Consider the following 21,207-nt stretch of genomic DNA (forward strand, 5'->3'; position numbering starts at 1 on the left):
AACGTACCTACAAAAATATAACCCTCTGTAAATTACAGGGCATGGTGAGCGGCTTCGCTATGCCCAAAATCTGGAGACAGATTGCGATGGATATTCCAGTTACCGCTACAAAAACCGGGCGTCGCCGCTACCTGACGCTGATTATGATCTTTATTACCGTGGTCATTTGCTATGTCGACCGCGCCAACCTTGCCGTGGCATCGGCCCATATTCAGGAAGAGTTTGGCATCACCAAAGCGGAAATGGGTTACGTCTTCTCGGCGTTTGCCTGGCTGTATACGCTCTGCCAGATCCCGGGCGGCTGGTTCCTTGACCGCGTGGGTTCACGTTTGACCTACTTTATCGCCATTTTCGGCTGGTCCGTGGCGACACTTTTCCAGGGCTTCGCGACCGGGCTGATGTCGCTGATTGGCCTGCGCGCCATCACCGGGGTTTTCGAAGCGCCCGCGTTTCCCACCAACAACCGCATGGTGACCAGTTGGTTCCCGGAACACGAGCGTGCGTCTGCCGTCGGCTTTTACACCTCCGGGCAGTTCGTTGGCCTGGCGTTCCTGACGCCGCTGCTGATCTGGATCCAGGAGCTGCTGAGCTGGCACTGGGTGTTCATCGTCACAGGGGGGATTGGCATTATCTGGTCGCTGATCTGGTTCAAGGTCTACCAGCCGCCGCGGCTGACCAAAAGCATCACCAAAGCCGAGCTGGACTACATCCGCGACGGCGGTGGCCTGGTGGACGGTGATGCGCCGGTGAAAAAAGAAGCGCGCCAGCCGCTGACCAAAGCGGACTGGAAGCTGGTCTTCCACCGTAAGCTGGTGGGCGTTTATCTGGGCCAGTTCGCGGTGACCTCCACGCTGTGGTTCTTCCTGACCTGGTTCCCGAACTATCTGACCCAGGAAAAGGGCATCACGGCGCTGAAGGCGGGCTTTATGACTACCGTGCCGTTCCTCGCGGCTTTTTTCGGCGTACTGCTCTCCGGGTGGCTGGCCGATAAGCTTGTGAAAAAAGGCTACTCGCTGGGCGTGGCGCGTAAAACGCCGATTATCTGCGGGCTGCTGATCTCCACCTGCATCATGGGGGCCAACTACACCAACGATCCGGTGTGGATTATGACCCTGATGGCGGTGGCGTTCTTCGGTAACGGTTTCGCCTCTATCACCTGGTCGCTGGTGTCGTCTCTTGCGCCGATGCGGCTGATTGGCCTGACCGGCGGCGTGTTCAACTTTGTCGGCGGGCTTGGCGGGATCACCGTACCGCTGGTCATCGGCTACCTGGCGCAGGACTACGGCTTCGGCCCGGCGCTGGTGTACATCTCCGCCGTGGCGCTGATCGGTGCGCTCTCCTACATCCTGCTGGTGGGTGATGTGAAACGAGTAGGCTAATCCCTGCGGATGTTTTACCCTGATGCACTCACCGTGCATCAGGGTATCCTCATGAAACAAATCACCTTCGCTTCCCGCAACCACCAGCTGACCAACATCAATACCTGGACGCCGGACAGCCAGTGGCTGGTCTATGACGTGCGCCCTTCCGGTGCATCGTTCACCGGTGAAACCATTGAGCGGGTCAATGTGGCTACGGGTGAGGTGGAGGTGATCTATCGTGCAACTGACGGCGCGCACGTCGGCGTGGTGACCGTTCATCCCGCGCATGAGAAATACGTCTTTATCCACGGCCCGAGAAACCCGGATGCAGACTGGCACTACGATTTTCATCATCGCCAGGGGGTGATCGCGCAAAACGGTCAGGTGAGCAATCTTGACGCGATGGATATCACTTCGCCGTACACCCCTGGGGCGCTGCGCGGCGGCAGCCACGTCCATGTCTTCAGCCCGAACGGCCAGCTCGTCAGCTTTACCTATAACGACCATGTCCTGCACGTGCGCGATCCTAAACGTGATTTACGCAACGTCGGCGTGGCTGCGCCTTACGGCCCTGTGAACCCGCAGGGGAACCATCCCCGTGAGTATCCGGGAACCTTCTGGAGCGTGCTGGTCAGCCGCACGACGCCCAACCCGCAGCCGGGCAGCGACGAGATTAACCGCGCCTATGAAGAGGGCTGGGTAGGCAACACCAGGCTGGCGTTTATCGGCGATACCCTCTCTGCGCAGGGCGAAAAAGTCCCGGAACTGTTTATCGTCGACCTGCCGGAAGACGAGCAGGGCTGGAAGCGTGCGGGCGATGCGCCGCTGCAGGGCACGGCAGAGACCCTGCCGGCCCCGCCTGCCGGGGTAATGCAGCGTCGTCTGACCTTTACGCATCAGAGGGCCTATCCGGGCCTGGTGAACGTGCCGCGCCACTGGGTTCGCAGCAACCCGCAGGGGACGCAGATCGCGTTTCTGATGCGCGACGATAACGGCATTGTGCAGCTGTGGCTGATCTCGCCTGAGGGCGGTGAGCCGCGCCAGCTGACGCGTAACGGGAGCGATATTCAGTCTGCGTTTAACTGGCATCCGGCGGGTGACCGACTGGGGTTTGTGCTCGAAAACCGGATCGCCTGCTGCGACGCGCAGACCGGAGAGGTGACGTTTTTGACGTCCGATCACGGCAATCCGCCGTCTGCTGATGCCGTCGTGTTTTCCCCGGACGGGCACTTTATTGCGTGGATGGAAGAGACAGGGGGTTTCCGTCAACTTTGGTTAACGGAAACCGCGCAGAACTAGCGTGGAGGCATCTCTGCGGGCGGGATAACGGCGTTTGTCGCCAGATTCTCCTGCTCGCTTTTTTCTACCCGTGAGCGCACGGAGTTGTCCTTACGAAACATATCCCACGGCAGCAAAAGCGTATCCGCCACGGCCGTAAACGGCATATCCAGGATAACCAGGGATTTGGTGCCCCAGTTTGTATCGTCATCGGAGATCATCGCCGCGCTGGCGCGCGTCCCCGGATATGTTCCTTCTTTACCGCCGGTGTGAGACATCACGCTCGAACACCCGCAAAGTAAAACAACCCCGCTGAACGTCGTCAGCTTTATCAGAACATTTTTCATCATCACTCAGTCATCGTTAATGGCACTGCATAGACCTGCAACTCAGGGTTATAACGAGCCTTAACCAAAATGGATAGCCCGATAACCCCGCACTGTGGCAGCCATCGCAATTTAACCCTTTGTGCTGTTGTCCCAGTCTAAGCGAGATGCAGGAAAGTGCAAAAAAAAGTGCAGTCGTCGCGCTTGAAAAGCCCGGTTGCAGACCCATTTTAAGAATACGACCCGAAAACGAACTCGCCTGATGGGTGTTCGGGGGGCGCAAAGGCCTGTCCATGGTGGAAGGCTACATTTTCTCGCTGATTTCAGGAGTTTTATTTATGCGTAACTTCGATCTTTCTCCGCTATACCGTTCTGCAATTGGTTTTGACCGCCTGTTTAACCATTTAGAAAATAACCAAAGCCAGAGCAACGGCTACCCTCCATACAATGTTGAGCTGGTTGACGAAAACCACTACCGCATTGCCATTGCCGTCGCCGGTTTTGCAGAAAACGAACTGGAGATCACCGCGCAGGACAACCTGCTGGTGGTGAAAGGTTCCCATACGGCCGAGCAGAAAGAGCGTACTTACCTTTACCAGGGCATCGCCGAGCGCAACTTTGAACGCAAGTTCCAGTTAGCCGAGAACATTCACGTTAAAGGCGCGAACCTGGTCAACGGCCTGCTGTTTATTGAACTGGAACGTGTGATTCCGGAAGAGAAAAAACCGCGTCGTATCGAAATTAACTAATTATGCGGGTCGCGCGAGCGGCCCACCCAGAATTGCTTGCCGTAACGGGAGCATATGCGAATCCATCAGGATTTGCAGGAACAACTGCGCACAAAATTAAACTGTGCCGAACTCGCTTCTCAGAAGGAGATTTAGTATGCGTAACTACGATTTATCCCCCTTACTTCGTCAGTGGATTGGTTTTGACAAACTGGCTAATGCCCTGCAAAACACCGCTGAGCAACAGACGTTTCCGCCGTACAACATCGAAAAAAGCGACGATAACCACTATCGTATCACCCTGGCGCTGGCCGGCTTCCGTCAGGAGGATCTGGATATCCAGCTCGAAGGCACGCGTCTGACCGTGAAAGGTACGCCGGAGAAACAAGAGACCGAGACCAAATGGCTGCATCAGGGGCTGGTTAATCAGCCGTTTAGCCTGAGCTTTACCCTGGCAGACCATATGGAGGTGTCCGGCGCCACGTTTACCAACGGGCTGCTGCATATTGACCTGACCCGCAACGTGCCGGAAACCATCCCGCCGCAGCGTATCGCCATTAGCGACCGGCCGGCGTTAAACAGCTAACAGTGTGCGGGCTGGTGCCCTCACCCCGACCCTCTCCCACAGGGAGAGGGTGAAAAGATAAAGCCCTGCCCCGGCAGGGCTTTTTTGTGCGCCATCGCCCATACAACCGCCCACGGCTCTGAGAGAATCCTTAGCATAACCAAGGTTATGCCAAGGAAGTGGATCATGAGTGATATCGCGTTAACCGTCAGCGTGTTGGCCCTGGTCGCTGTTGTCGGCCTATGGATAGGGAATATCAAAATCCGCGGCGTCGGGTTTGGGATAGGCGGGGTGCTGTTTGGCGGCATTTTTGTCGGCCACTTTGCCGACCAGCTCGGGCTGGTGCTGAGTGCCGAAATGCTCCACTTTACTCAGGAGTTCGGCCTGATCCTGTTCGTTTATACCATCGGGATTCAGGTGGGGCCGGGTTTTTTCGCCTCTCTTCGGGTCTCCGGATTACGGCTCAACCTGTTTGCCCTCGGCATTGTGGTGATGGGCGGGCTGGTCACCGCCATTCTGCATAAAATCTTTGCTATCCCTCTGCCCGTGGTGCTGGGCATTTTCTCCGGAGCGGTCACCAACACGCCCGCGCTCGGTGCCGGACAGCAAATCCTGCGCGATTTGGGCATCGAACCCGGCATCGTCGACCAGATGGGGATGAGCTACGCCATGGCCTATCCGTTTGGCATTTGCGGCATTCTGCTCTCCATGTGGCTGGTCCGCGTCCTGTTTCGCATTAACGTTGATAAAGAGGCGAAAGACCACGAAACCACGCTCACCAACGGCCATATGCCGATTAAAACCATCAACATTCGGGTTGATAACCCCAACCTGAACAATATGGCGATTCAGGACGTGCCGATCCTGAACAGCGCCAATATTATCTGCTCCCGCCTTAAGCGCGACGATATGCTGATGGTGCCCGCGCCTGGCACCATCATTCAGCAGGGCGATCTGCTGCACCTGGTTGGCCAGCCTGGGGATTTGAACAATGCCCGTCTGGTGATTGGTCAGGAAGTGGATACCTCGCTCTCCACGCGCGGCACCGATATGCGGGTGGAACGCGTTGTGGTGACTAACGAGCACGTTCTTGGTAAGAAAATACGCGATCTGCAGGTAAAAGAGCGCTACGACGTGGTGATCTCCCGCCTCAACCGTGCGGGCGTTGAACTGGTCGCCAGCCCGGAGGCCAGCCTGCAGTTCGGGGATATCCTCAACCTGGTTGGGCGACCGTCGTCCATCGACGCCGTGGCGGATATGGTGGGTAATGCCCAGCAAAAACTGCAGCAGGTGCAGATGCTGCCGGTGTTCATCGGTATCGGGCTTGGCGTACTCCTTGGCTCGATCCCGCTGTACGTGCCGGGCTTCCCGGTGGCGCTCAAGCTGGGCCTGGCGGGAGGGCCGCTGATTATGGCGCTGATCCTCGGTCGTATCGGCTGCATCGGTAAGCTCTACTGGTTTATGCCGCCGAGCGCCAACCTGGCGCTGCGCGAGCTGGGCATCGTGCTGTTCCTGGCGGTGGTCGGGCTGAAGTCCGGCGGGGATTTTGTCGATACGCTGATCAAGGGCGAAGGGATGAGCTGGGTCGGCTACGGCATCTTTATCACGGCTATTCCTCTGCTGACGGTGGGCATACTGGCGCGGATGTTCGCCAAAATGAACTACCTGACGCTGTGCGGCATGCTGGCGGGCTCCATGACCGATCCGCCCGCGCTGGCCTTTGCCAACAACCTGCACGCCACCAGCGGCGCGGCCGCGCTCTCCTATGCCACCGTCTACCCGCTGGTGATGTTCCTGCGCATCATTACGCCGCAGCTACTGGCGGTGCTGTTCTGGGGGATGGGCTAGCAGGTCGTCCGGGTGGATGCGCCGCAGATGGTAGTCCACCTGGTAATCGCTGGTATTTCGGAACATCACGGAATAATTGAGAAACTCGCCGCTGTCGCTGTAGGAAAGGGACGTAATGCGCAGCAGCGGCGTCTGTTCCGGGAGGTTCATATAGCCGGCCAGCGTTTTATCTGCCAGCACCGGCGTCAGGCTCTCGTAGTTCCCGCTGATGGTGATCCCGCACTCCTTCTCGATGTAATCAAATTTTGACCCCTCAAGATGCGCCAGCGACAGATTGCGGAACAGCTTCACCGGCATAAAGCTGTCCTCCAGCATCAGCGGCTTCCCGTCCACGTAGCGCACCCGTCGGGAAAAGTAGATCCGCTCATCCACCTGAATCCGCAGCTGGCTGGCGATGGCGGGTGGGGCGGGCATCACTTCGAACTGCAGCACCTTGCTCTGCACCTCTTTTCCCTGCTGGCGCAGCACCTCCACCAGCCCGGTCAGGTTGGTGGTTTCGTGGTGAACGTCTTTACGCGACACAAACGTGCCGCTGCCGTGCCGCCGCTCAACCAGCCCCCAGCTTACCAGCAGATCCAGCGCCTTGCGGATGGTCATTCGCGCCACGCCGAACTCCTGCGCCAGCGCTTTTTCGCCGGGCAGCGGGCTGCCGATGTTGTAGTCCGACGAATTCAGCCGCAGCCGCAATCTGTCGGCAATAGATTTGTAGATCACTGGTAGACCTCTCTGCCCTTATCAGGGCGTGGATGGCGTCCTGACATGTCCATATTTACAGCAAAAAGTAGACCTGATTGGTCAAAATAAAACCATGAATGCGATCACGAATCGCAGCGGCACGCCATGTTCGCGCATCAGTAAGTTCTTATGCTCACTTCAGGCCAGCAAAAAACCATAAAGGCCTCTACCCCTACAGGTTGTTTCATGAGGATTTAAAAATGCTCAGTCAAATACAACGTTTTGGCGGTGCCATGTTTACCCCGGTGTTGCTGTTTCCGTTCGCCGGGATCGTGGTGGGAATCGCCATCATGCTTCGCAACCCGCTGTTTGTCGGCGAAGCCTTAACGGCCCCCGATCATCTTTTCGCGCAGATTGTTCACATCATTGAAGAGGGCGGCTGGGCGGTGTTTCGCAATATGCCGCTGATTTTTGCCGTCGGCCTGCCGATTGGCCTGGCGAAGCAGGCCCAGGGCCGCGCCTGCCTGGCGGTGCTGATTAGCTTCCTGACCTGGAACTACTTCATCAACGCGATGGGGATGACCTGGGGCCACTTCTTTGGCGTCGACTTCTCCGCCGAACCGACGGCGGGAAGCGGGCTGGCGATGATTGCCGGCATCAAAACGCTCGATACCAGCATCATCGGTGCCATCGTGATTTCAGGCATCGTCACCGCCATCCACAATCGCTATTTTGACAAGCCGCTGCCGGTATTTCTGGGGATTTTCCAGGGCAGCTCGTTTGTCGTTATCCTCGCATTCTTCGTCATGATCCCCTGCGCCTGGCTGACGCTGCTGGGCTGGCCGAAAGTGCAGATGGGCATTGAGTCCCTACAGGCGTTCCTGCGCTCTGCCGGGGCGCTGGGCGTGTGGGTCTATACCTTCCTGGAACGCATTCTGATCCCAACCGGATTGCACCACTTCGTCTACGGTCCGTTCATCTTCGGCCCGGCGGCGGTTGAGGGTGGGATTCAGGTCTACTGGGCGCAGCATCTGCAGGAATTCAGCCAGAGCACCCTGCCGCTGAAAACCCTCTTCCCTGAAGGCGGCTTCGCCCTGCACGGTAACTCAAAAGTGTTTGGTTCGGTCGGGATTGCGCTGGCGATCTGGTACACCGCGTCGCCGGAAAACCGCGTCAAGGTCGCGGGGCTGCTGGTCCCGGCCACGCTCACCGCCGTGCTGGTGGGCATTACTGAACCGCTCGAATTCACCTTCCTGTTTATCTCGCCGCTGCTGTTTGCCGTTCACGCCGTGCTGGCGGCGACCATGGCGACGGTGATGTACACCTTCGGCGTGGTCGGGAACATGGGGGGCGGCCTGCTGGACCAGTTTCTGCCGCAAAACTGGATCCCGATGTTCCATAACCACGCCGCGACGGTCTTCACCCAGATCGGCATTGGCGTCTGCTTCACCGGAATTTACTTCGTGGTCTTCAAAACGCTGATTGCGCGCCTGAACCTGAAAACGCCGGGCCGGGAGGAGAGCGAAATCAAGCTCTACAGCAAGGCCGACTATAAGGCGGCGCGTGGGCAAACCACAGCTCCGGCCGCGGCCAGCCAGCAGGTCGGGCAGGCCGCCGGATTCCTGCAGGCGCTGGGCGGTGCGGCCAACATCGAAAGCATCAACAACTGCGCCACCCGCCTGCGCATCGCCCTGGTCGATATGGCGAAAACGCAAAGCGATGACGTCTTCAAAGCCCTCGGCGCCCACGGCGTGGTGCGACGCGGCAACGGCATTCAGGTGATTGTCGGCCTGCACGTTCCTCAGGTGCGCGACCAGCTGGAATCGCTGATGAAAACCCCCTTAACGAATGAACAAACCACCCTGACAGAGGCTATATCATGAAAAAATTCTCAGTTGTCATTGCAGGCGGCGGCAGCACCTTTACGCCTGGTATCGTCCTGATGCTGTTAGCCAACCGTGACCGTTTCCCGCTGCGCGCCCTGAAGTTCTATGACAACGACGGCGCGCGTCAGGAGACCATCGCCGAAGCGTGCAAAATTATCCTTAAGGAACAGGCTCCGGAGATTGAGTTCAGCTACACCACCGACCCGAAAGCAGCCTTTAGCGATGTCGATTTCGTGATGGCACATATCCGCGTGGGTAAATACCCGATGCGCGAAAAAGATGAAAAAATCCCGCTGCGCCACGGCGTGCTGGGTCAGGAAACCTGCGGCCCGGGTGGGATTTCCTACGGCATGCGCTCTATCGGCGGCGTGCTGGAGCTGGTGGATTATATGGAGCAGTACTCTCCGAACGCGTGGATGCTGAACTACTCCAACCCGGCGGCGATTGTCGCGGAAGCCACGCGGCGCCTGCGTCCGAACGCCAAAATCCTCAACATCTGCGATATGCCGATCGGCATTGAAGGGCGCATGGCGCAGATTGTCGGCCTGAAGGACCGCAAAGAGATGCGCGTGCGCTACTACGGCCTGAACCACTTCGGCTGGTGGACGTCGATTGAAGATCTGAACGGCAACGATTTGATGCCGAAACTGCGTGAATACGTGGCGAAAAAGGGCTATGTTCCGCCTTCAGAAGATGCGCATACCGAAGCGAGCTGGAACGATACGTTCGCTAAAGCAAAAGACGTGCAGGCGCTGGATCCGGACACCATGCCGAACACCTACCTGAAGTATTACCTGTTCCCGGACTACGTGGTCGCGCATTCCAACCCGGAACGTACCCGCGCCAATGAGGTCATGGATCACCGTGAGAAGCACGTGTTCAGTTCCTGCCGGGCGATTATCGAGGCGGGAAAATCCTCTGCCGGTGAATTGGAAATCGACGAACATGCGTCGTACATCGTCGATCTGGCGACCGCCATTGCCTTTAACACCCAGGAGCGGATGCTGCTGATTGTGCCCAACAACGGGGCTATCCATAACTTCGATGCCGACGCGATGGTGGAGATCCCGTGCCTGGTGGGCCATAACGGGCCGGAGCCGCTCACGGTGGGCGATATTCCGCACTTCCAGAAAGGGCTGATGAGCCAGCAGGTGGCGGTGGAAAAACTGGTGGTGGATGCCTGGGAGCAGCGCTCGTACCAGAAACTCTGGCAGGCGATCACCCTGTCGAAAACCGTGCCGAGCGCGTCCGTCGCGAAGGCGATTCTGGATGACCTGATCGAGGCCAACAAAGAATACTGGCCAGAGCTGCATTAATCGTCCTGACCGGCATCGTCCGATGCCGGTCTCCTTGTCCTTGTCGATTTACGCTATGCTGAAGCCTGCCCGTAGCTCGACAAGGAACCTTCATGAAAATTTCCCGCCTCGGCGAAGCGCCGGACTACCGCTTCTCGCTGGCTAATGAACGCACGTTTTTAGCGTGGATCCGCACCGCGCTGGGATTCCTTGCCGCCGGGGTGGGGCTCGATCAGCTCGCGCCCGATTTCGCCACGCCGCTGATCCGCGAGGTGCTGGCGCTGCTGCTGTGCCTGTTCGCGGGCGTGCTGGCGATTTACGGCTACCTGCGCTGGCTGCGCAATGAGAAGGCGATGCGTCTGAAGCAGGATCTGCCCTATACCCGCGGGCTGCTTATCATCAGCGCGATTCTGCTGGCGGTGGCGGGCGTAGTGATGGTGCTGGTGTTCTATGGCGGATAGCCGCAAAGCGCGACGCGAAGCGGACCCCGGCCTGCAGCCGGAGCGGACGTCACTCGCCTGGCTGCGCACGCTTCTGGGGTATGGCGCGCTGATTGCCCTGGCGATTAAGCACAACTGGCACCGCACCGGGGTGCCGTTCTGGATCTCGCTTGTCGTGCTGGCGCTGGTGGCGATTATTTTATGGCGCTATACCCGCAGTCGAAACCTGATGGACGTGGCGCAGAACGATTTTGTGCAGCCGAAGGCGGTGAGGGATAAGTTCCTGATTGCCCTGGCTGTACTTTCTCTCTCACTGCTGTTTGCGATGACTCACATTCAGCAAATTGTGAGCTTTTAAAGCCCGGTGGCGGCTACGCCTTACCGGGCCTACGATTAGCGGCCTTTTGCTAAATACTTCGCCATCTCGTCTTCCGGCACCATGCCGCCGCCGGTCGCCCATACCAGGTGGGTAACGCTGGCATCTGAAGGCACGCGCAGCGGCCCGGCCATGCCCGCCAGCGCGGACGGCTCCAGCCGAATGCCTTCCTCCTGCGCCAGCCAGCCGAGCATGTCGTACATGCTCTGGTCGGAAAGCGTATAGAACCCGTCAAGCAGGCGCTCCATCGCGCGGCCCACGAAGCCGGACGCGCGCCCTACCGCCAGACCGTCCGCCGCCGTAACGTTATCAATGCCCAGATCCTGCACCGCAATCTCATCGTGCAGGCCGGTGTAAACACCCAGCAGCATGCACGGGGAGTGCGTCGGCTCCGCGAAGAAGCAGTGGACGTTATCGCCAAAGGCCAGCTTCAGGCCAAACGCCACGCCGCCGGGGCCGCCGCCGACGCCGCACGGCAGATAGACGAACAGCGGATGATCCGCATCCACCACGCGGCCCTGTGCGGCAAACTGCGCCTTCAGTCGCTCGCCTGCCACCGCGTAGCCCAGGAACAGGGTGCGGGAGTTTTCATCGTCAATGAAGAAACAGTTAGGATCGCTTTCTGCCGCTTTGCGTCCCTGCTCCACCGCCACGCCGTAATCCTGCTCATATTCCACGACGATCACGCCGTGGCTGCGCAGTTTGGCTTTCTTCCACTCGCGGGCGTCGGCAGACATATGCACCGTCACCTTAAAGCCGATGCGGGCGCTCATAATGCCGATGGACATCCCGAGGTTGCCGGTTGAGCCGACCGCAATGCTGTACTGGCTGAAGAAGTCCTTAAAGCGCGGCTCGAGCAGAACGCTGTAGTCGTCTTCAACGCTCAGCAATCCGGCCTCCAGCGCCAGTTTTTCCGCGTGGGTCAGCACCTCATAGATACCGCCGCGCGCTTTAATCGAGCCGGAAATCGGTAGATGGCTGTCTTTTTTTAGCAGCAGCGTGCCGGGAACGGATTTGCCAGACTCTTTCTCCAGCCGCGCCTGCATTGCCGGAATGGCGACCAGCTCGGATTCGATAATTCCGCCCGTTGCCGCCGTCTCCGGGAAGGCTTTCGCCAGATACGGCGCGAAGCGTTTCAGGCGAGCGTGCGCGTCGTCCACATCGGCTTTGGTCAGCCCGACATAGGGCAGCCCTTCCGCCAGCGTGGTGGTACGCGGGTTAAGCCAGGTGGTTTCTTTCAGGGCAATCAGATCCTCAACCAGAGGAAACTGTGCGGTTAAAGTAGTGATAGTTGCGTTTTCCATAATACGTCTCTTCGCGCTCAGATAATGAAGGAAAGCAGGAATGTGCCGCCAAGTGCAAGCACCGAGGCGATAAACGTCGCCGTCGTATAGTATTTGAAGGTCTCATTCAGGGTCGCGCCGCAGTACTGCTTCACCAGCCAGAAGAGGGAATCGGTCACGATCGTGCAGCCAATGGCGCCGGAACCGATGGCAATGGTGATGATCTCCGGGCTGACGTTTGGGTAGAGCGGCAGCATCGGCGCGACGATCGCCGTCGCCCCCATCATCGCCACCGTCGCGGAGCCAACGGCGGCATGCAGCACCAGCGCCACCAGCCAGGCGAGCAGGATAGGGTGCATGTGCAGGTTCGAGAGAATATGCGCCAGTGAGTCCGCCAGTCCGCTGGTTTTCAGGATGGCGTTGAACGCGCCGCCCGCGCCGATAATCAGCAAAATGTTGGCGATAGAGCCGAAGCCGTGCTCGGTGTGCGTCAGCATCGCGCCCATGCCCATGTGCTGGCGGATCCCCAGCAGGTAGTAGGCGACAAACACGGCGATAAACATCGCGGTGATCGGGTTGCCGATAAACTCCAGCAGCGTATACAGCGTGCCTTCTTTTGCCATATTCAGTTCGGCGATGGTCTTCACCAGCATCAGGGCAATCGGCAGCAGCACCGTGAACAGCGTGGCGCCCAGCGACGTCAGGGTGTGCTCTTCCCGCACCTTCAGGTCTGAAAATTCCGCCGGAACCGGTTTAAACGGCAGACGATTGCCGAGCAGTTTCAGGAACAGCGGGCCGCCGACCAGCGAGGCCATCAGGCCTACCATCAAACCGTAGACAATGACCGTCCCGACGTCCGCACCTAATTTATTGGTCACAAACAGGGCAGCAGGATGCGGCGGCACCACGCAGTGCACCGCCATCAGCGCGGTACAGAGCGGAATGGCCAGCTTGAGCAGCGACGTGTGGGTCTTTTTGGCGATGGAAAACGCCAGCGGGATGAGCAGGACCACGCCCACTTCCACGAACAGCGTGATACCGCAGATCAGGCCCACCAGCACCATAATCACGTCTGCTGACAGCCAGCGGCAGCGCTGCAGTGCGATCCCGATGCGCTCTGCTGCGCCGGAAACCTCCATCATCTTGCCGAGAATGGTGCCCAGACCAATCACCGCCGCCAGGAAGCCCAGCGTGCCGCCAATGCCGTTCTCAATGGCGTTCACCATATCCAGCGGGCTCATCCCCATCATCGCGCCGACGAAAAAGCTCGCCAGCAGCAGCGCGAGGAACGGGTGAAACTTCAGTTTTACGATGGTTAAAACAATCAACACAATGCTGACCAGCAGCGTTGCCACAACCCAGACCTGAGATCCCATATCTCACCTCACCCTTATGTCATCTGAGGATATTGGACGAAAAAGCGGCGTGGGCTGACAAACGATATAAATTGGCGTTCAGGTGAGCCAGATTGGATCAACTGAGTGACTGCGCTCTAAAAAGCGCACTTAATTCGTATTAGGTTCACATAAATTCACCCTTAAACGGTATGCTGAGCGCAGAAACCACGCGTGAGAATTGTGATGACCGATGCAAATGAAGCCAGAAACCGGCTGTTAAACGGCTGGCAGCTGTCGAAAATGTACACTTTTGAAGTGGCCGCCCGGCATGAGTCCTTCGCGCTGGCGGCGGAGGAACTGTCGCTTAGCCCCAGCGCGGTGAGCCACCGCATCAACCTGCTGGAAGAGGAGTTGGGCATTCAGCTGTTCGTCCGCTCGCACCGTAAAGTCGAGCTGACGCAGGAGGGAAAGCGCGTCTACTGGACGCTAAAATCGTCCCTCGACACCCTGAATCAGGAGATCCTGGATATCAAAAATCAGGCGCTGTCCGGTACGCTGACGGTCTACTCCCGGCCGTCGATCGCCCAGTGCTGGCTGGTACCCATGCTGGGTGATTTTACCCGTCGCTACCCGTCGATTTCGCTCACCATCCTGACCGGCAATGATTACGTCAATATGCAGCGAACGGGTATCGATCTGGCACTTTATTTCGACGATACGCCGCCTAACCATCTCTCTCATCACTTCCTGATGGACGAGGAAATTTTGCCCGTCTGTTCACCACAATATGCCCGTGAGCATGAACTGTTGAAAAACCCCGATAATCTCAGCCACTGCACGCTGCTGCACGACCGTCAGGCCTGGAGCAATGATTCCGGTACGGATGAGTGGTTGAGCTGGGCGCAGCACTTTGCGGTGAACATGCCGCCATCGTCTGGTATTGGTTTCGATCGTTCTGATTTGGCGATTATTGCGGCCATCAACCACGTCGGCGTCGCGATGGGGAGAAAGCGGCTTGTGCAGAAACGGCTGGAACGAGGCGAGCTGATCGCCCCGTTTGGCGAAAAGACCCTGAAATGCCATCAGCACTACTATATTTCGACGCTTTCTGGCCGTCAGTGGCCGAAAATTGACGCCTTTATCGGCTGGCTGAGAGAACTGGCAGGTTGAAGAATTATTACGCTTTCGCTCTACACCAAATATGAAAAAGCGTGCTAAATACAGGTAATGCTTTCGATTTATCCAGGGTAAACCGTGTTAAAGCCTTTTATTGTCTCTGCATTACTGATCTCTTCCGGCTGGGCGATTGCCGCTGAGCCGCCGCTGACGGCTGCCCATTATGCGCAGCAGCTTGGCGTCGGGATGGATGTGGACTGGGCGCGAACCGAGCGCGGCATACGCGAATTCGACCCGCTGGTGGTCCGCGATTTTCGTGCAAAAGGCATTACTCACGTGCGCATCCGCGTGGCCGATGAGCCGACGGAAGCGCGGCTGATTCACCTGCGCAAGCTGGTGGAAGCCTGCGAGCAGTATGGCGTGATCCCGATAATCGCTTATCAGGCTGATGAATATAAAAACGACCCAAAAGCCGATAACGAAATAGAGACGATCAACTGGTGGATTGCCGTTGCGCACTATTTCGGTCAGAGCTACCCGCTGCTGGGTTTTGATCTCATTTATGAGCCAGCCGACAAGCTTAACCACAACCTCGCGTCGCTAAACCGCGTGTATGAAAAAACCATTAAAGCGATCCACGACATGGACCCGCAGCGCATGATCTTTATTGCGCCGCGCCTGCGTGCCGCGCCGGAGGATTTATCCAGCCTGAAGCTGCCTGCGCACAGCCAGAACTACCTGCTGGCGGAGTGGCATATTTTCCCGTGGGGGCCGCTGAAAAATAGCGGTAAATACCCGTGGACGTCCGGCACGGCGGCGGAGAAAGCGGCTATCCATAACCGCATCAACGCCGCGCTGCACTGGCAGCAAAAAACCGGGCACGTTAGCTGGGTCGGGGGCTGGGGCGTGGGAGAATCAAGCCGCTTTACGCCAACCGCTTCGCAGCTGGCCTTCGCCACCTTTATGGCCTGCGAGCTGCAAAAGGCGAAAATCCCGTATGCGCTTAACGCGGATTTCCAGTTTTACGACGGAGAAGAGGGCGCCTGGCGGCCAGCGCCAGAGCCGTTATTGCAGGCGATGATCGCCCCTGTCTGTGAAAAGCCCGGCGAGAAGCCGGGCCATCATGCGGTTAAACCGGCTGCTCGTGATGCGGGACACGCGACGCCAGCGGCAGCCAGCACAGTAAAATCAGAAGCCCCATCAGCGTCATCAGCAGGCCCAAACTAGCCTGCCCGGTCTGCGGCATCATCGCCGAGAGCCAGGCCAGCGCGCCGGAGCCGATATTCTGCAAGCCGCCCACCAGCGCGCCCGCCGTACCTGCGAGGAACGGGAACGGCTCCATCGCGCCGCTGGTGGCGAGCGGGAACAGCATCCCCGCGCCGAAGAAGAACAGCGCTGCCGGGATGAGCAGCGTCCAGACCGACATCACGTCAAACAGCCCCGGGATCCACATCATCAGACCCGCCAGCAGACAGCTGATCACCGACTGCCACATCAGGGTGGAGAAGCGTTTGTTCGGGCGTCCGGCAAACCACGCGCCGAAGAACGCCGCCGGGATCGGCAGAATAAACAGAATACTCACCACCATGCTGCTCAGGCCCAGCCCCGCGCCCAGCAGCACGCCGGAACAGGCTTCGAACACCGCAATGCCCGCCAGGCCGCCGATCAGCATCAGCAGATAGCAGGTAAACGCGCCGTTGCCGAACAGCGTTTTATAGCTGGTGATAAGCTTCGTGCGCGGCGCGTCCTGCGGGCGCGTTTCGGGCATCCAGCGCGCCATGCTGAAGGTGACAATCACGCAGAGCACCAGCAGGAAGGCGTAGCAGGCGCGCCAGGACCACATCGTGTCCAGCAGGCCGCCGATCAGCGGGGCCAGCAGCGGGCTGACCAGAATGCCCATGTTTAACAGGCTGTTGGCATGGCGCAGCTGGGTACCCTGATACATATCGCGCGGTAAGGTACGCGCCATCACCCCGCCGACGCCGGTCCCGACGCCCTGAAGGGCGCTGGCGGCAATCAATACGGTCAGGCTGTGGGTGGTAATGGCAATTACCGTCGCCACCATGAAAATGCTCATGCCCACCAGGATCACCGGGCGACGCCCGACGCGGTCGGACAGCGGGCCGTAGAAGAGCTGCGAAACGCCATAGGTCAGCAGATAGGCTGCCATTACGCTCTGTACCGCGCCCTCGCGGACGTTTAATTCCTTTGCCATGTCGGCAATCGCCGGAATGTAGATGGTTTGCGCCATCTGACCGACGGCCACCAGTAACACCAGCATCAACAATAAGTTAACGTTCCGTTGCTTTTTCATGTCGCTGAATACTTTTGCCAAAAGAGAAAAATGAAGAATAAGTGACTGCGCATTCCCATAAATGCGCGAGGAATCTACCACAGAGAGATGACAATTTAAGCATTGTCTTGGTGAATGAAAAAACCGGCAAAGGCAGGATTTGTAAACAAGAACGGCAACTAATGTTGCCAGTGCTTTACGCCAGGCGCAGCAGAATGGCGCCGCCGGCAATGCCCAGCGCCGCCGCGATGCGCAGGCCTGCAACCTTCTCTTTTAAAAGCAGAAAAGCGATCAGTGCGCCAAAGAGTATGGAGGTTTCCCGCAGAGCCGCGACCACCGCCAGCGGTGCCTGCGTCATTGCCCACAGCGCCAGACCATATGAGCCCATCGTGCCAACCCCGCCGAGCAACCCCTTTTTCCAGTGCAGACGCAGGTAGCCGGACGCCTCGCGCCGACGCGCCACCATCGCCCAGCTCAGCAGGCAGAAGCCGTTCATAAAGAAGGTCCATAGCGTATAGCCCAGCGCGGTGTCCGACAGCCGTACGCCGGTGCCGTCCACCAGCGTATATCCGGCAATAAAACAGGCGTTCAGCAGCGCCAGCCAGATCCCTTTCCGCGACTGCGTGCGCCCGTTCATCGCCATCGCCAGAATCGACAGGCAAATTACCCCGATCCCGGACCAGGCGAGCCACGAAAGGCTATCGCCGAGCGCCAGCACGCTGATCAGCGCCACCAGCAGCGGGGCGGTGCCGCGCATCAGCGGGTAGGTCTGGCTCATGTCGGAGACCTGATAGGTTTTCGCTACCAGCACGGTGTACACCACCTGCAAGGCGCAGGAAACAATCAAAAACGGCCAGCTTGCGGCAGAGGGCTGTGGAGAAAACGGCAGTAAGACCAGAGCGATAACCGTGGCAGAGCCGCTGACGCTTATTGCGGAATAGAGCTTGTCCGTTCCGGCTTTAACGATGGCGTTCCAGCTGGCATGCAGCAGTGCGGCGAACAGCAAAATGCAGAAAACGGTGATGGTCATGGCGTATCGGGTGGTGAATTGTCACTCAACTGTAACATTCACATCCTGAAGCTGCCAGGCGATTACACCGCACAAAAAAGGCGGTGCGTCACCCGCGGTTCGTCCGAGACCAGCGTAAAACCTGCCCGGCGATAAAACCCATAGGCAGCGTCCGGCGCATGGGTATTGAGGAAATCAAACCAGATGCTGGCATCGGCCATCACGACGGTTAAAAGCTGCTTGCCAATCCCCAGCCCGCGGCACTTCTCGCTGACGTAGAGATGGCGAATACGTCCGGCGCGCGGCTGCTGGCTGAACGGATCGCGGTTGAGGCCGCACACGCCCACCAGCTTGCCGTTAAGAAACGCACCTAACAGCTTTTCACCCGGCGCGTTAAAGCGGTTCTCACCCCGCTGCCAGCTCTCTTCGAGCCTGCGCAGCATGTTAAAATTCAGTGCAATACTTTCCGCCTTCAGGGCGATATACCCCGGCTCATCCGGTGTGACAGGCTCAATCAACAGACGCGACATAGCATTCCCTCGTTATTAAAGAGGGGCGGTTGCCCGCCCCTCTCAGGTGCGACTTGAACCTGAATTACCGAAGGAATTTCAGGACAGCATCAAGCAGTTGCAGTACAGCAACAATGAGTTTGAGGATAAGTATCACCATATCCACTACGCTCATACGCGTCTCCTTTTGGTTAAAAGGAGCACGATGCTGGCGTACCTTTCCGCCGCCTGTTGCCAGCACCTGGATTGACGTAACACAGTGTGCTCACTTCAGGGGTTAAGGCACTGACGGCACCACCCGTTTCAGCCAGGACTTCGTTGCGCCGGTAGAACTGCGGCCCCCTCGCTCACTGCGAACACCCTCAGTATAGATAAATACTGTATGTATGAACAGTATTTTTTGGACAAAAATCGAAAGGCGATCCATACTCAAAAACGTCAAAATCCGTGCCGGAATTGCGCGTTCGTCTTCGATCGCGTATACTTTTTGCGTTGACGTAACACAGTGTGTTCTGCGGCAACCAACCGCAAAACCCTGATAAAAACCTCGCTCCGGCGGGGTTTTTTGTTTTCACCACCCAACAAACGAAACGTGATCCCTGACGCATTTTTGCGCAGATGAAAATTTTTCCATTGTCACGCCCGAAAACCTGTGTTTGTATAAATTCAATCAATGATTCCAAACACAGGTCCCCAATGACTTCATCCATCTTCACTTCGACCCTACTAAAAACTGCGCAACCAGCCGCAGTGGTCGTCGTGCGTGTGGTGGTGGTCGTCGGCAATGCGCCGTAGGGACTGGATCAACACACGAATCCAAAACCCCGCCGGCGCAAACCGGGCGGGGTTTTTCGTTTAAGAGCCTCCCCGGAAAGTCGGCCCAGAAGAAAAGGACTGGAGCATGGCAAGTTCGGGCACAACATCCAACAAGACGCGTTTTACTGGCGCGCAGCTGATCGTTCATCTGCTGGAGCGACAGGGCATCACCACGGTTGCGGGCATCCCCGGCGGCACGGTGCTGCCGCTGTACGATGCGTTAAGCCAAAGCACGCAGATCCGCCACGTCCTGGCACGCCACGAGCAGGGGGCAGGCTTTATCGCTCAGGGCATGGCGCGTACCCAGGGTAAACCGGCGGTCTGTATGGCCTGCAGCGGGCCGGGCGCAACCAACCTGGTGACCGCCATCGCCGACGCGCGCCTCGACTCCATTCCGCTGATCTGCATTACCGGTCAGGTGCCGTCCTCGATGATCGGTACCGATGCGTTCCAGGAAGTGGATACCTACGGCATCTCTATCCCCATCACCAAACATAACTATTTAGTTCGCGATATCAGCGAACTTCCTCAGGTTATCAGCGATGCGTTCCGCATTGCCCAGTCCGGCCGCCCGGGCCCGGTGTGGATAGACATTCCTAAGGATGTCCAGACCGCAGAGATCGAGATCGACGTGCTGCCGGAGCCGGGCGACCGTGCCCCCGCGCCAGCATTCAGCGCTGAGAGCGTGCGCGATGCTGCCGCCATGATCAACGCCGCTAAACGTCCGGTGCTCTATCTGGGCGGCGGGGCGATTAACGCTGCGGATGAAATCCGTGAGTTTGCGGAAAAAGCCAACCTGCCGACCACCATGACCCTGATGGCGCTGGGCATGCTGCCAAAAGCGCACCCGCTGTCCCTGGGGATGCTGGGCATGCACGGCGCGCGCAGCACCAACTACATCCTGCAAGAGGCGGATTTGCTGATTGTTATGGGCGCGCGTTTTGATGACCGGGCGATTGGCAAAACCGAGCAGTTCTGCCCGAACGCGAAAATCATTCACGTGGATATCGACCGCGCCGAGCTGGGTAAAATCAAGCAGCCGCACGTGGCGATTCAGGGCGACGTGGCCGAAGTGCTGGCGCAGCTGATCCCGCAGACGGACGCAACCGACCGCGCCGACTGGCGTCAGCTGGTGGCCGATCTGCAGCGCGAGTTCCCGGGCGCCATCCCAACCGAAGGCGACCCGCTGAGCCACTATGGTCTTATCAACGCCGTTGCCGCCTGCGTGGACGACAGTGCGATTATCACCACCGACGTGGGTCAGCATCAGATGTGGACCGCCCAGGCCTACCCGCTGAACCGTCCGCGCCAGTGGCTGACCTCCGGCGGTCTGGGTACTATGGGCTTTGGTCTGCCTGCAGCAGTAGGTGCGGCGCTGGCGAATCCGGACCGCAAGGTCATCTGCTTCTCCGGCGACGGCAGCCTGATGATGAACATTCAGGAGATGGCGACCGCGGCCGAAAACCAGTTAGACGTGAAAATCATCCTGATGAACAACGAGGCGCTGGGTCTGGTGCATCAGCAGCAGAGCCTGTTCTACAAGCAGGGCGTGTTTGCGGCGACCTACCCGGGAATGATTAACTTTATGCAGATTGCCGCCGGTTTTGGCCTGCACACCTGCGATCTGAACGCTGAAGAGGATGCCCACGCGGCGCTGCAGGCGGCGATTTCTCGCCCCGGCCCGGCGCTGATCCACGTGCGTATCGACCCTGAACAAAAAGTGTATCCGATGGTGCCGCCGGGTGCGGCAAATACTGAGATGGTGGGAGAATAAGCCATGCAGAAACAACATGATAACGTCATTCTGGAACTCACCGTCCGCAACCACCCTGGCGTCATGACCCACGTCTGCGGGCTGTTTGCCCGCCGGGCGTTTAACGTGGAAGGCATTCTCTGTCTGCCGATTCAGGGCAGCGAGCACAGTCGCATCTGGCTACTGGTCAACGATGACCAGCGTCTGGAGCAGATGATGGCGCAGATCGACAAGCTGGAAGATGTCACCAACGTGGCGCGTAACCAGTCCGATCCCACCATGTTTAACAAAATTGCGGTGTTTTTCGAATAGA

At 58.3% G+C, this 21,207-nt stretch carries 22 protein-coding genes and 1 other annotated feature; of the genes, 14 read left to right on the plus strand and 8 right to left on the minus strand.

Annotation, left to right across the window (positions count from 1 at the left end; translation table 11 throughout):
- The first annotated feature begins 41 nt into the window (after positions 1–41).
- On the plus strand, positions 42–1,379 hold the full coding sequence (locus ACMGG5_RS05990; protein ID WP_109845943.1) for an MFS transporter: 1,338 nt from the start codon (positions 42–44) through the stop codon (positions 1,377–1,379).
- Between the two features lie 51 nt (positions 1,380–1,430).
- On the plus strand, positions 1,431–2,660 hold the full coding sequence (locus tag ACMGG5_RS05995; RefSeq protein ID WP_407859260.1) for a DUF3748 domain-containing protein: 1,230 nt from the start codon (positions 1,431–1,433) through the stop codon (positions 2,658–2,660).
- Here the strand turns inward: ACMGG5_RS05995 and ACMGG5_RS06000 are convergent.
- Positions 2,657–2,989, minus strand: a complete 333-nt coding sequence (locus tag ACMGG5_RS06000; protein ID WP_024907391.1) for a YceK/YidQ family lipoprotein — start codon at positions 2,987–2,989, stop codon at positions 2,657–2,659. The two genes, ACMGG5_RS05995 and ACMGG5_RS06000, sit on opposite strands and share 4 nt — an antisense overlap.
- 249 nt (positions 2,990–3,238) lie before the next feature.
- Positions 3,239–3,310: a sequence feature (ROSE (Repression Of Heat Shock gene Expression) occurs in the 5'-region of heat shock genes and acts as an RNA thermometer to modulate expression.), on the plus strand.
- Between ACMGG5_RS06000 and ibpA the strand changes: the two genes are divergently transcribed.
- From ibpA to ACMGG5_RS06015, 3 genes are all read left to right on the plus strand, one after another.
- A complete protein-coding gene (ibpA, locus tag ACMGG5_RS06005) occupies positions 3,304–3,714 on the plus strand; it encodes a small heat shock chaperone IbpA (protein WP_008500162.1) in 411 nt (136 codons plus the stop codon). (Overlaps the previous feature by 7 nt.)
- Before the next feature lie 136 nt (positions 3,715–3,850).
- A complete protein-coding gene (gene ibpB, locus ACMGG5_RS06010; RefSeq protein ID WP_024907389.1) occupies positions 3,851–4,279 on the plus strand; it encodes a small heat shock chaperone IbpB in 429 nt (142 codons plus the stop codon).
- Positions 4,280–4,444: 165 nt separating this feature from the next.
- Positions 4,445–6,106 carry a putative transporter gene (locus tag ACMGG5_RS06015; protein WP_024907388.1) on the plus strand — a complete coding sequence of 554 codons (1,662 nt, stop codon included), beginning with the start codon at positions 4,445–4,447 and terminating at the stop codon, positions 6,104–6,106.
- Here ACMGG5_RS06015 and ACMGG5_RS06020 read toward each other — a convergent pair.
- On the minus strand, positions 6,074–6,820 hold the full coding sequence (locus tag ACMGG5_RS06020) for a GntR family transcriptional regulator (protein WP_024907387.1): 747 nt from the start codon (positions 6,818–6,820) through the stop codon (positions 6,074–6,076). The two genes, ACMGG5_RS06015 and ACMGG5_RS06020, sit on opposite strands and share 33 nt — an antisense overlap.
- A gap of 221 nt (positions 6,821–7,041) precedes the next feature.
- Between ACMGG5_RS06020 and ACMGG5_RS06025 the strand changes: the two genes are divergently transcribed.
- From ACMGG5_RS06025 to ACMGG5_RS06040, 4 genes are all read left to right on the plus strand, one after another.
- Entirely contained in the window at positions 7,042–8,664 is a 1,623-nt protein-coding gene (locus tag ACMGG5_RS06025) for an alpha-glucoside-specific PTS transporter subunit IIBC (protein WP_024907386.1), read from the plus strand.
- Positions 8,661–9,983: a 6-phospho-alpha-glucosidase gene (locus tag ACMGG5_RS06030; RefSeq protein WP_267217683.1), complete on the plus strand. Its 1,323-nt coding sequence runs from the start codon at positions 8,661–8,663 to the stop codon at positions 9,981–9,983. The genes ACMGG5_RS06025 and ACMGG5_RS06030 overlap by 4 nt, the downstream gene beginning before the upstream one ends.
- A 92-nt stretch (positions 9,984–10,075) precedes the next feature.
- Positions 10,076–10,423, plus strand: coding sequence for a YidH family protein (locus ACMGG5_RS06035; RefSeq protein ID WP_024907384.1), 348 nt, complete (start codon positions 10,076–10,078; stop codon positions 10,421–10,423).
- Positions 10,413–10,760: a DUF202 domain-containing protein gene (locus tag ACMGG5_RS06040; protein WP_248273194.1), complete on the plus strand. Its 348-nt coding sequence runs from the start codon at positions 10,413–10,415 to the stop codon at positions 10,758–10,760. Before ACMGG5_RS06035 ends, ACMGG5_RS06040 begins: the two co-directional genes overlap by 11 nt.
- A 35-nt stretch (positions 10,761–10,795) precedes the next feature.
- Here the strand turns inward: ACMGG5_RS06040 and dsdA are convergent, their stop codons facing one another.
- Together dsdA and dsdX are read right to left on the minus strand one after the other, a co-directional pair.
- Positions 10,796–12,082 carry a D-serine ammonia-lyase gene (dsdA, locus tag ACMGG5_RS06045; protein WP_090420301.1) on the minus strand — a complete coding sequence of 429 codons (1,287 nt, stop codon included), beginning with the start codon at positions 12,080–12,082 and terminating at the stop codon, positions 10,796–10,798.
- A gap of 17 nt (positions 12,083–12,099) precedes the next feature.
- Positions 12,100–13,437 (minus strand): D-serine transporter DsdX, encoded by a 1,338-nt coding sequence (dsdX, locus tag ACMGG5_RS06050; RefSeq protein WP_420277604.1) that lies wholly within the window; start codon positions 13,435–13,437, stop codon positions 12,100–12,102.
- 204 nt (positions 13,438–13,641) lie between these two features.
- Here dsdX and dsdC point away from each other — a divergent pair, with 204 nt between their 5' ends.
- Positions 13,642–14,568, plus strand: coding sequence for a DNA-binding transcriptional regulator DsdC (gene dsdC / locus ACMGG5_RS06055; RefSeq protein WP_024907380.1), 927 nt, complete (start codon positions 13,642–13,644; stop codon positions 14,566–14,568).
- An 84-nt stretch (positions 14,569–14,652) separates the two neighbouring features.
- A complete protein-coding gene (locus tag ACMGG5_RS06060; protein WP_048992742.1) occupies positions 14,653–15,741 on the plus strand; it encodes a cellulase family glycosylhydrolase in 1,089 nt (362 codons plus the stop codon).
- On the opposite strand, the gene emrD is transcribed toward ACMGG5_RS06060, so the two are convergent.
- The 4 genes from emrD to tisB all read right to left on the minus strand — a co-directional run bounded on the left by emrD (position 15,644) and on the right by tisB (position 18,500).
- Positions 15,644–16,828, minus strand: a complete 1,185-nt coding sequence (emrD, locus tag ACMGG5_RS06065) for a multidrug efflux MFS transporter EmrD (RefSeq protein ID WP_032648550.1) — start codon at positions 16,826–16,828, stop codon at positions 15,644–15,646. The genes ACMGG5_RS06060 and emrD overlap by 98 nt on opposite strands.
- 175 nt (positions 16,829–17,003) lie before the next feature.
- Positions 17,004–17,837 carry an EamA family transporter gene (locus ACMGG5_RS06070; RefSeq protein WP_032648548.1) on the minus strand — a complete coding sequence of 278 codons (834 nt, stop codon included), beginning with the start codon at positions 17,835–17,837 and terminating at the stop codon, positions 17,004–17,006.
- Between the two features lie 62 nt (positions 17,838–17,899).
- Positions 17,900–18,346, minus strand: a complete 447-nt coding sequence (locus ACMGG5_RS06075) for a GNAT family N-acetyltransferase (RefSeq protein WP_025910712.1) — start codon at positions 18,344–18,346, stop codon at positions 17,900–17,902.
- A 64-nt stretch (positions 18,347–18,410) separates the two neighbouring features.
- The gene (gene tisB, locus ACMGG5_RS06080; RefSeq protein WP_023309830.1) at positions 18,411–18,500 is read right to left on the minus strand and encodes a type I toxin-antitoxin system toxin TisB; all 90 of its coding nucleotides are present in this window, start codon (positions 18,498–18,500) and stop codon (positions 18,411–18,413) included.
- Between the two features lie 521 nt (positions 18,501–19,021).
- Between tisB and ivbL the strand changes: the two genes are divergently transcribed.
- From ivbL to ilvN, 3 genes are all read left to right on the plus strand, one after another.
- Entirely contained in the window at positions 19,022–19,120 is a 99-nt protein-coding gene (ivbL, locus tag ACMGG5_RS06085; RefSeq protein ID WP_057979964.1) for an ilvB operon leader peptide IvbL, read from the plus strand.
- A 106-nt stretch (positions 19,121–19,226) separates the two neighbouring features.
- Complete coding sequence (ilvB, locus tag ACMGG5_RS06090) at positions 19,227–20,915, plus strand: acetolactate synthase large subunit (protein ID WP_267215353.1); 1,689 nt, start codon at positions 19,227–19,229, stop codon at positions 20,913–20,915.
- Positions 20,916–20,918: 3 nt separating this feature from the next.
- On the plus strand, positions 20,919–21,206 hold the full coding sequence (ilvN, locus tag ACMGG5_RS06095) for an acetolactate synthase small subunit (protein ID WP_008500144.1): 288 nt from the start codon (positions 20,919–20,921) through the stop codon (positions 21,204–21,206).
- Position 21,207: the final 1 nt, after the last annotated feature.

This window comes from Enterobacter sp. BNK-34 (genome assembly GCF_048684445.1).
Classification (GTDB): Bacteria; Pseudomonadota; Gammaproteobacteria; order Enterobacterales; family Enterobacteriaceae; genus Enterobacter; species Enterobacter pseudoroggenkampii.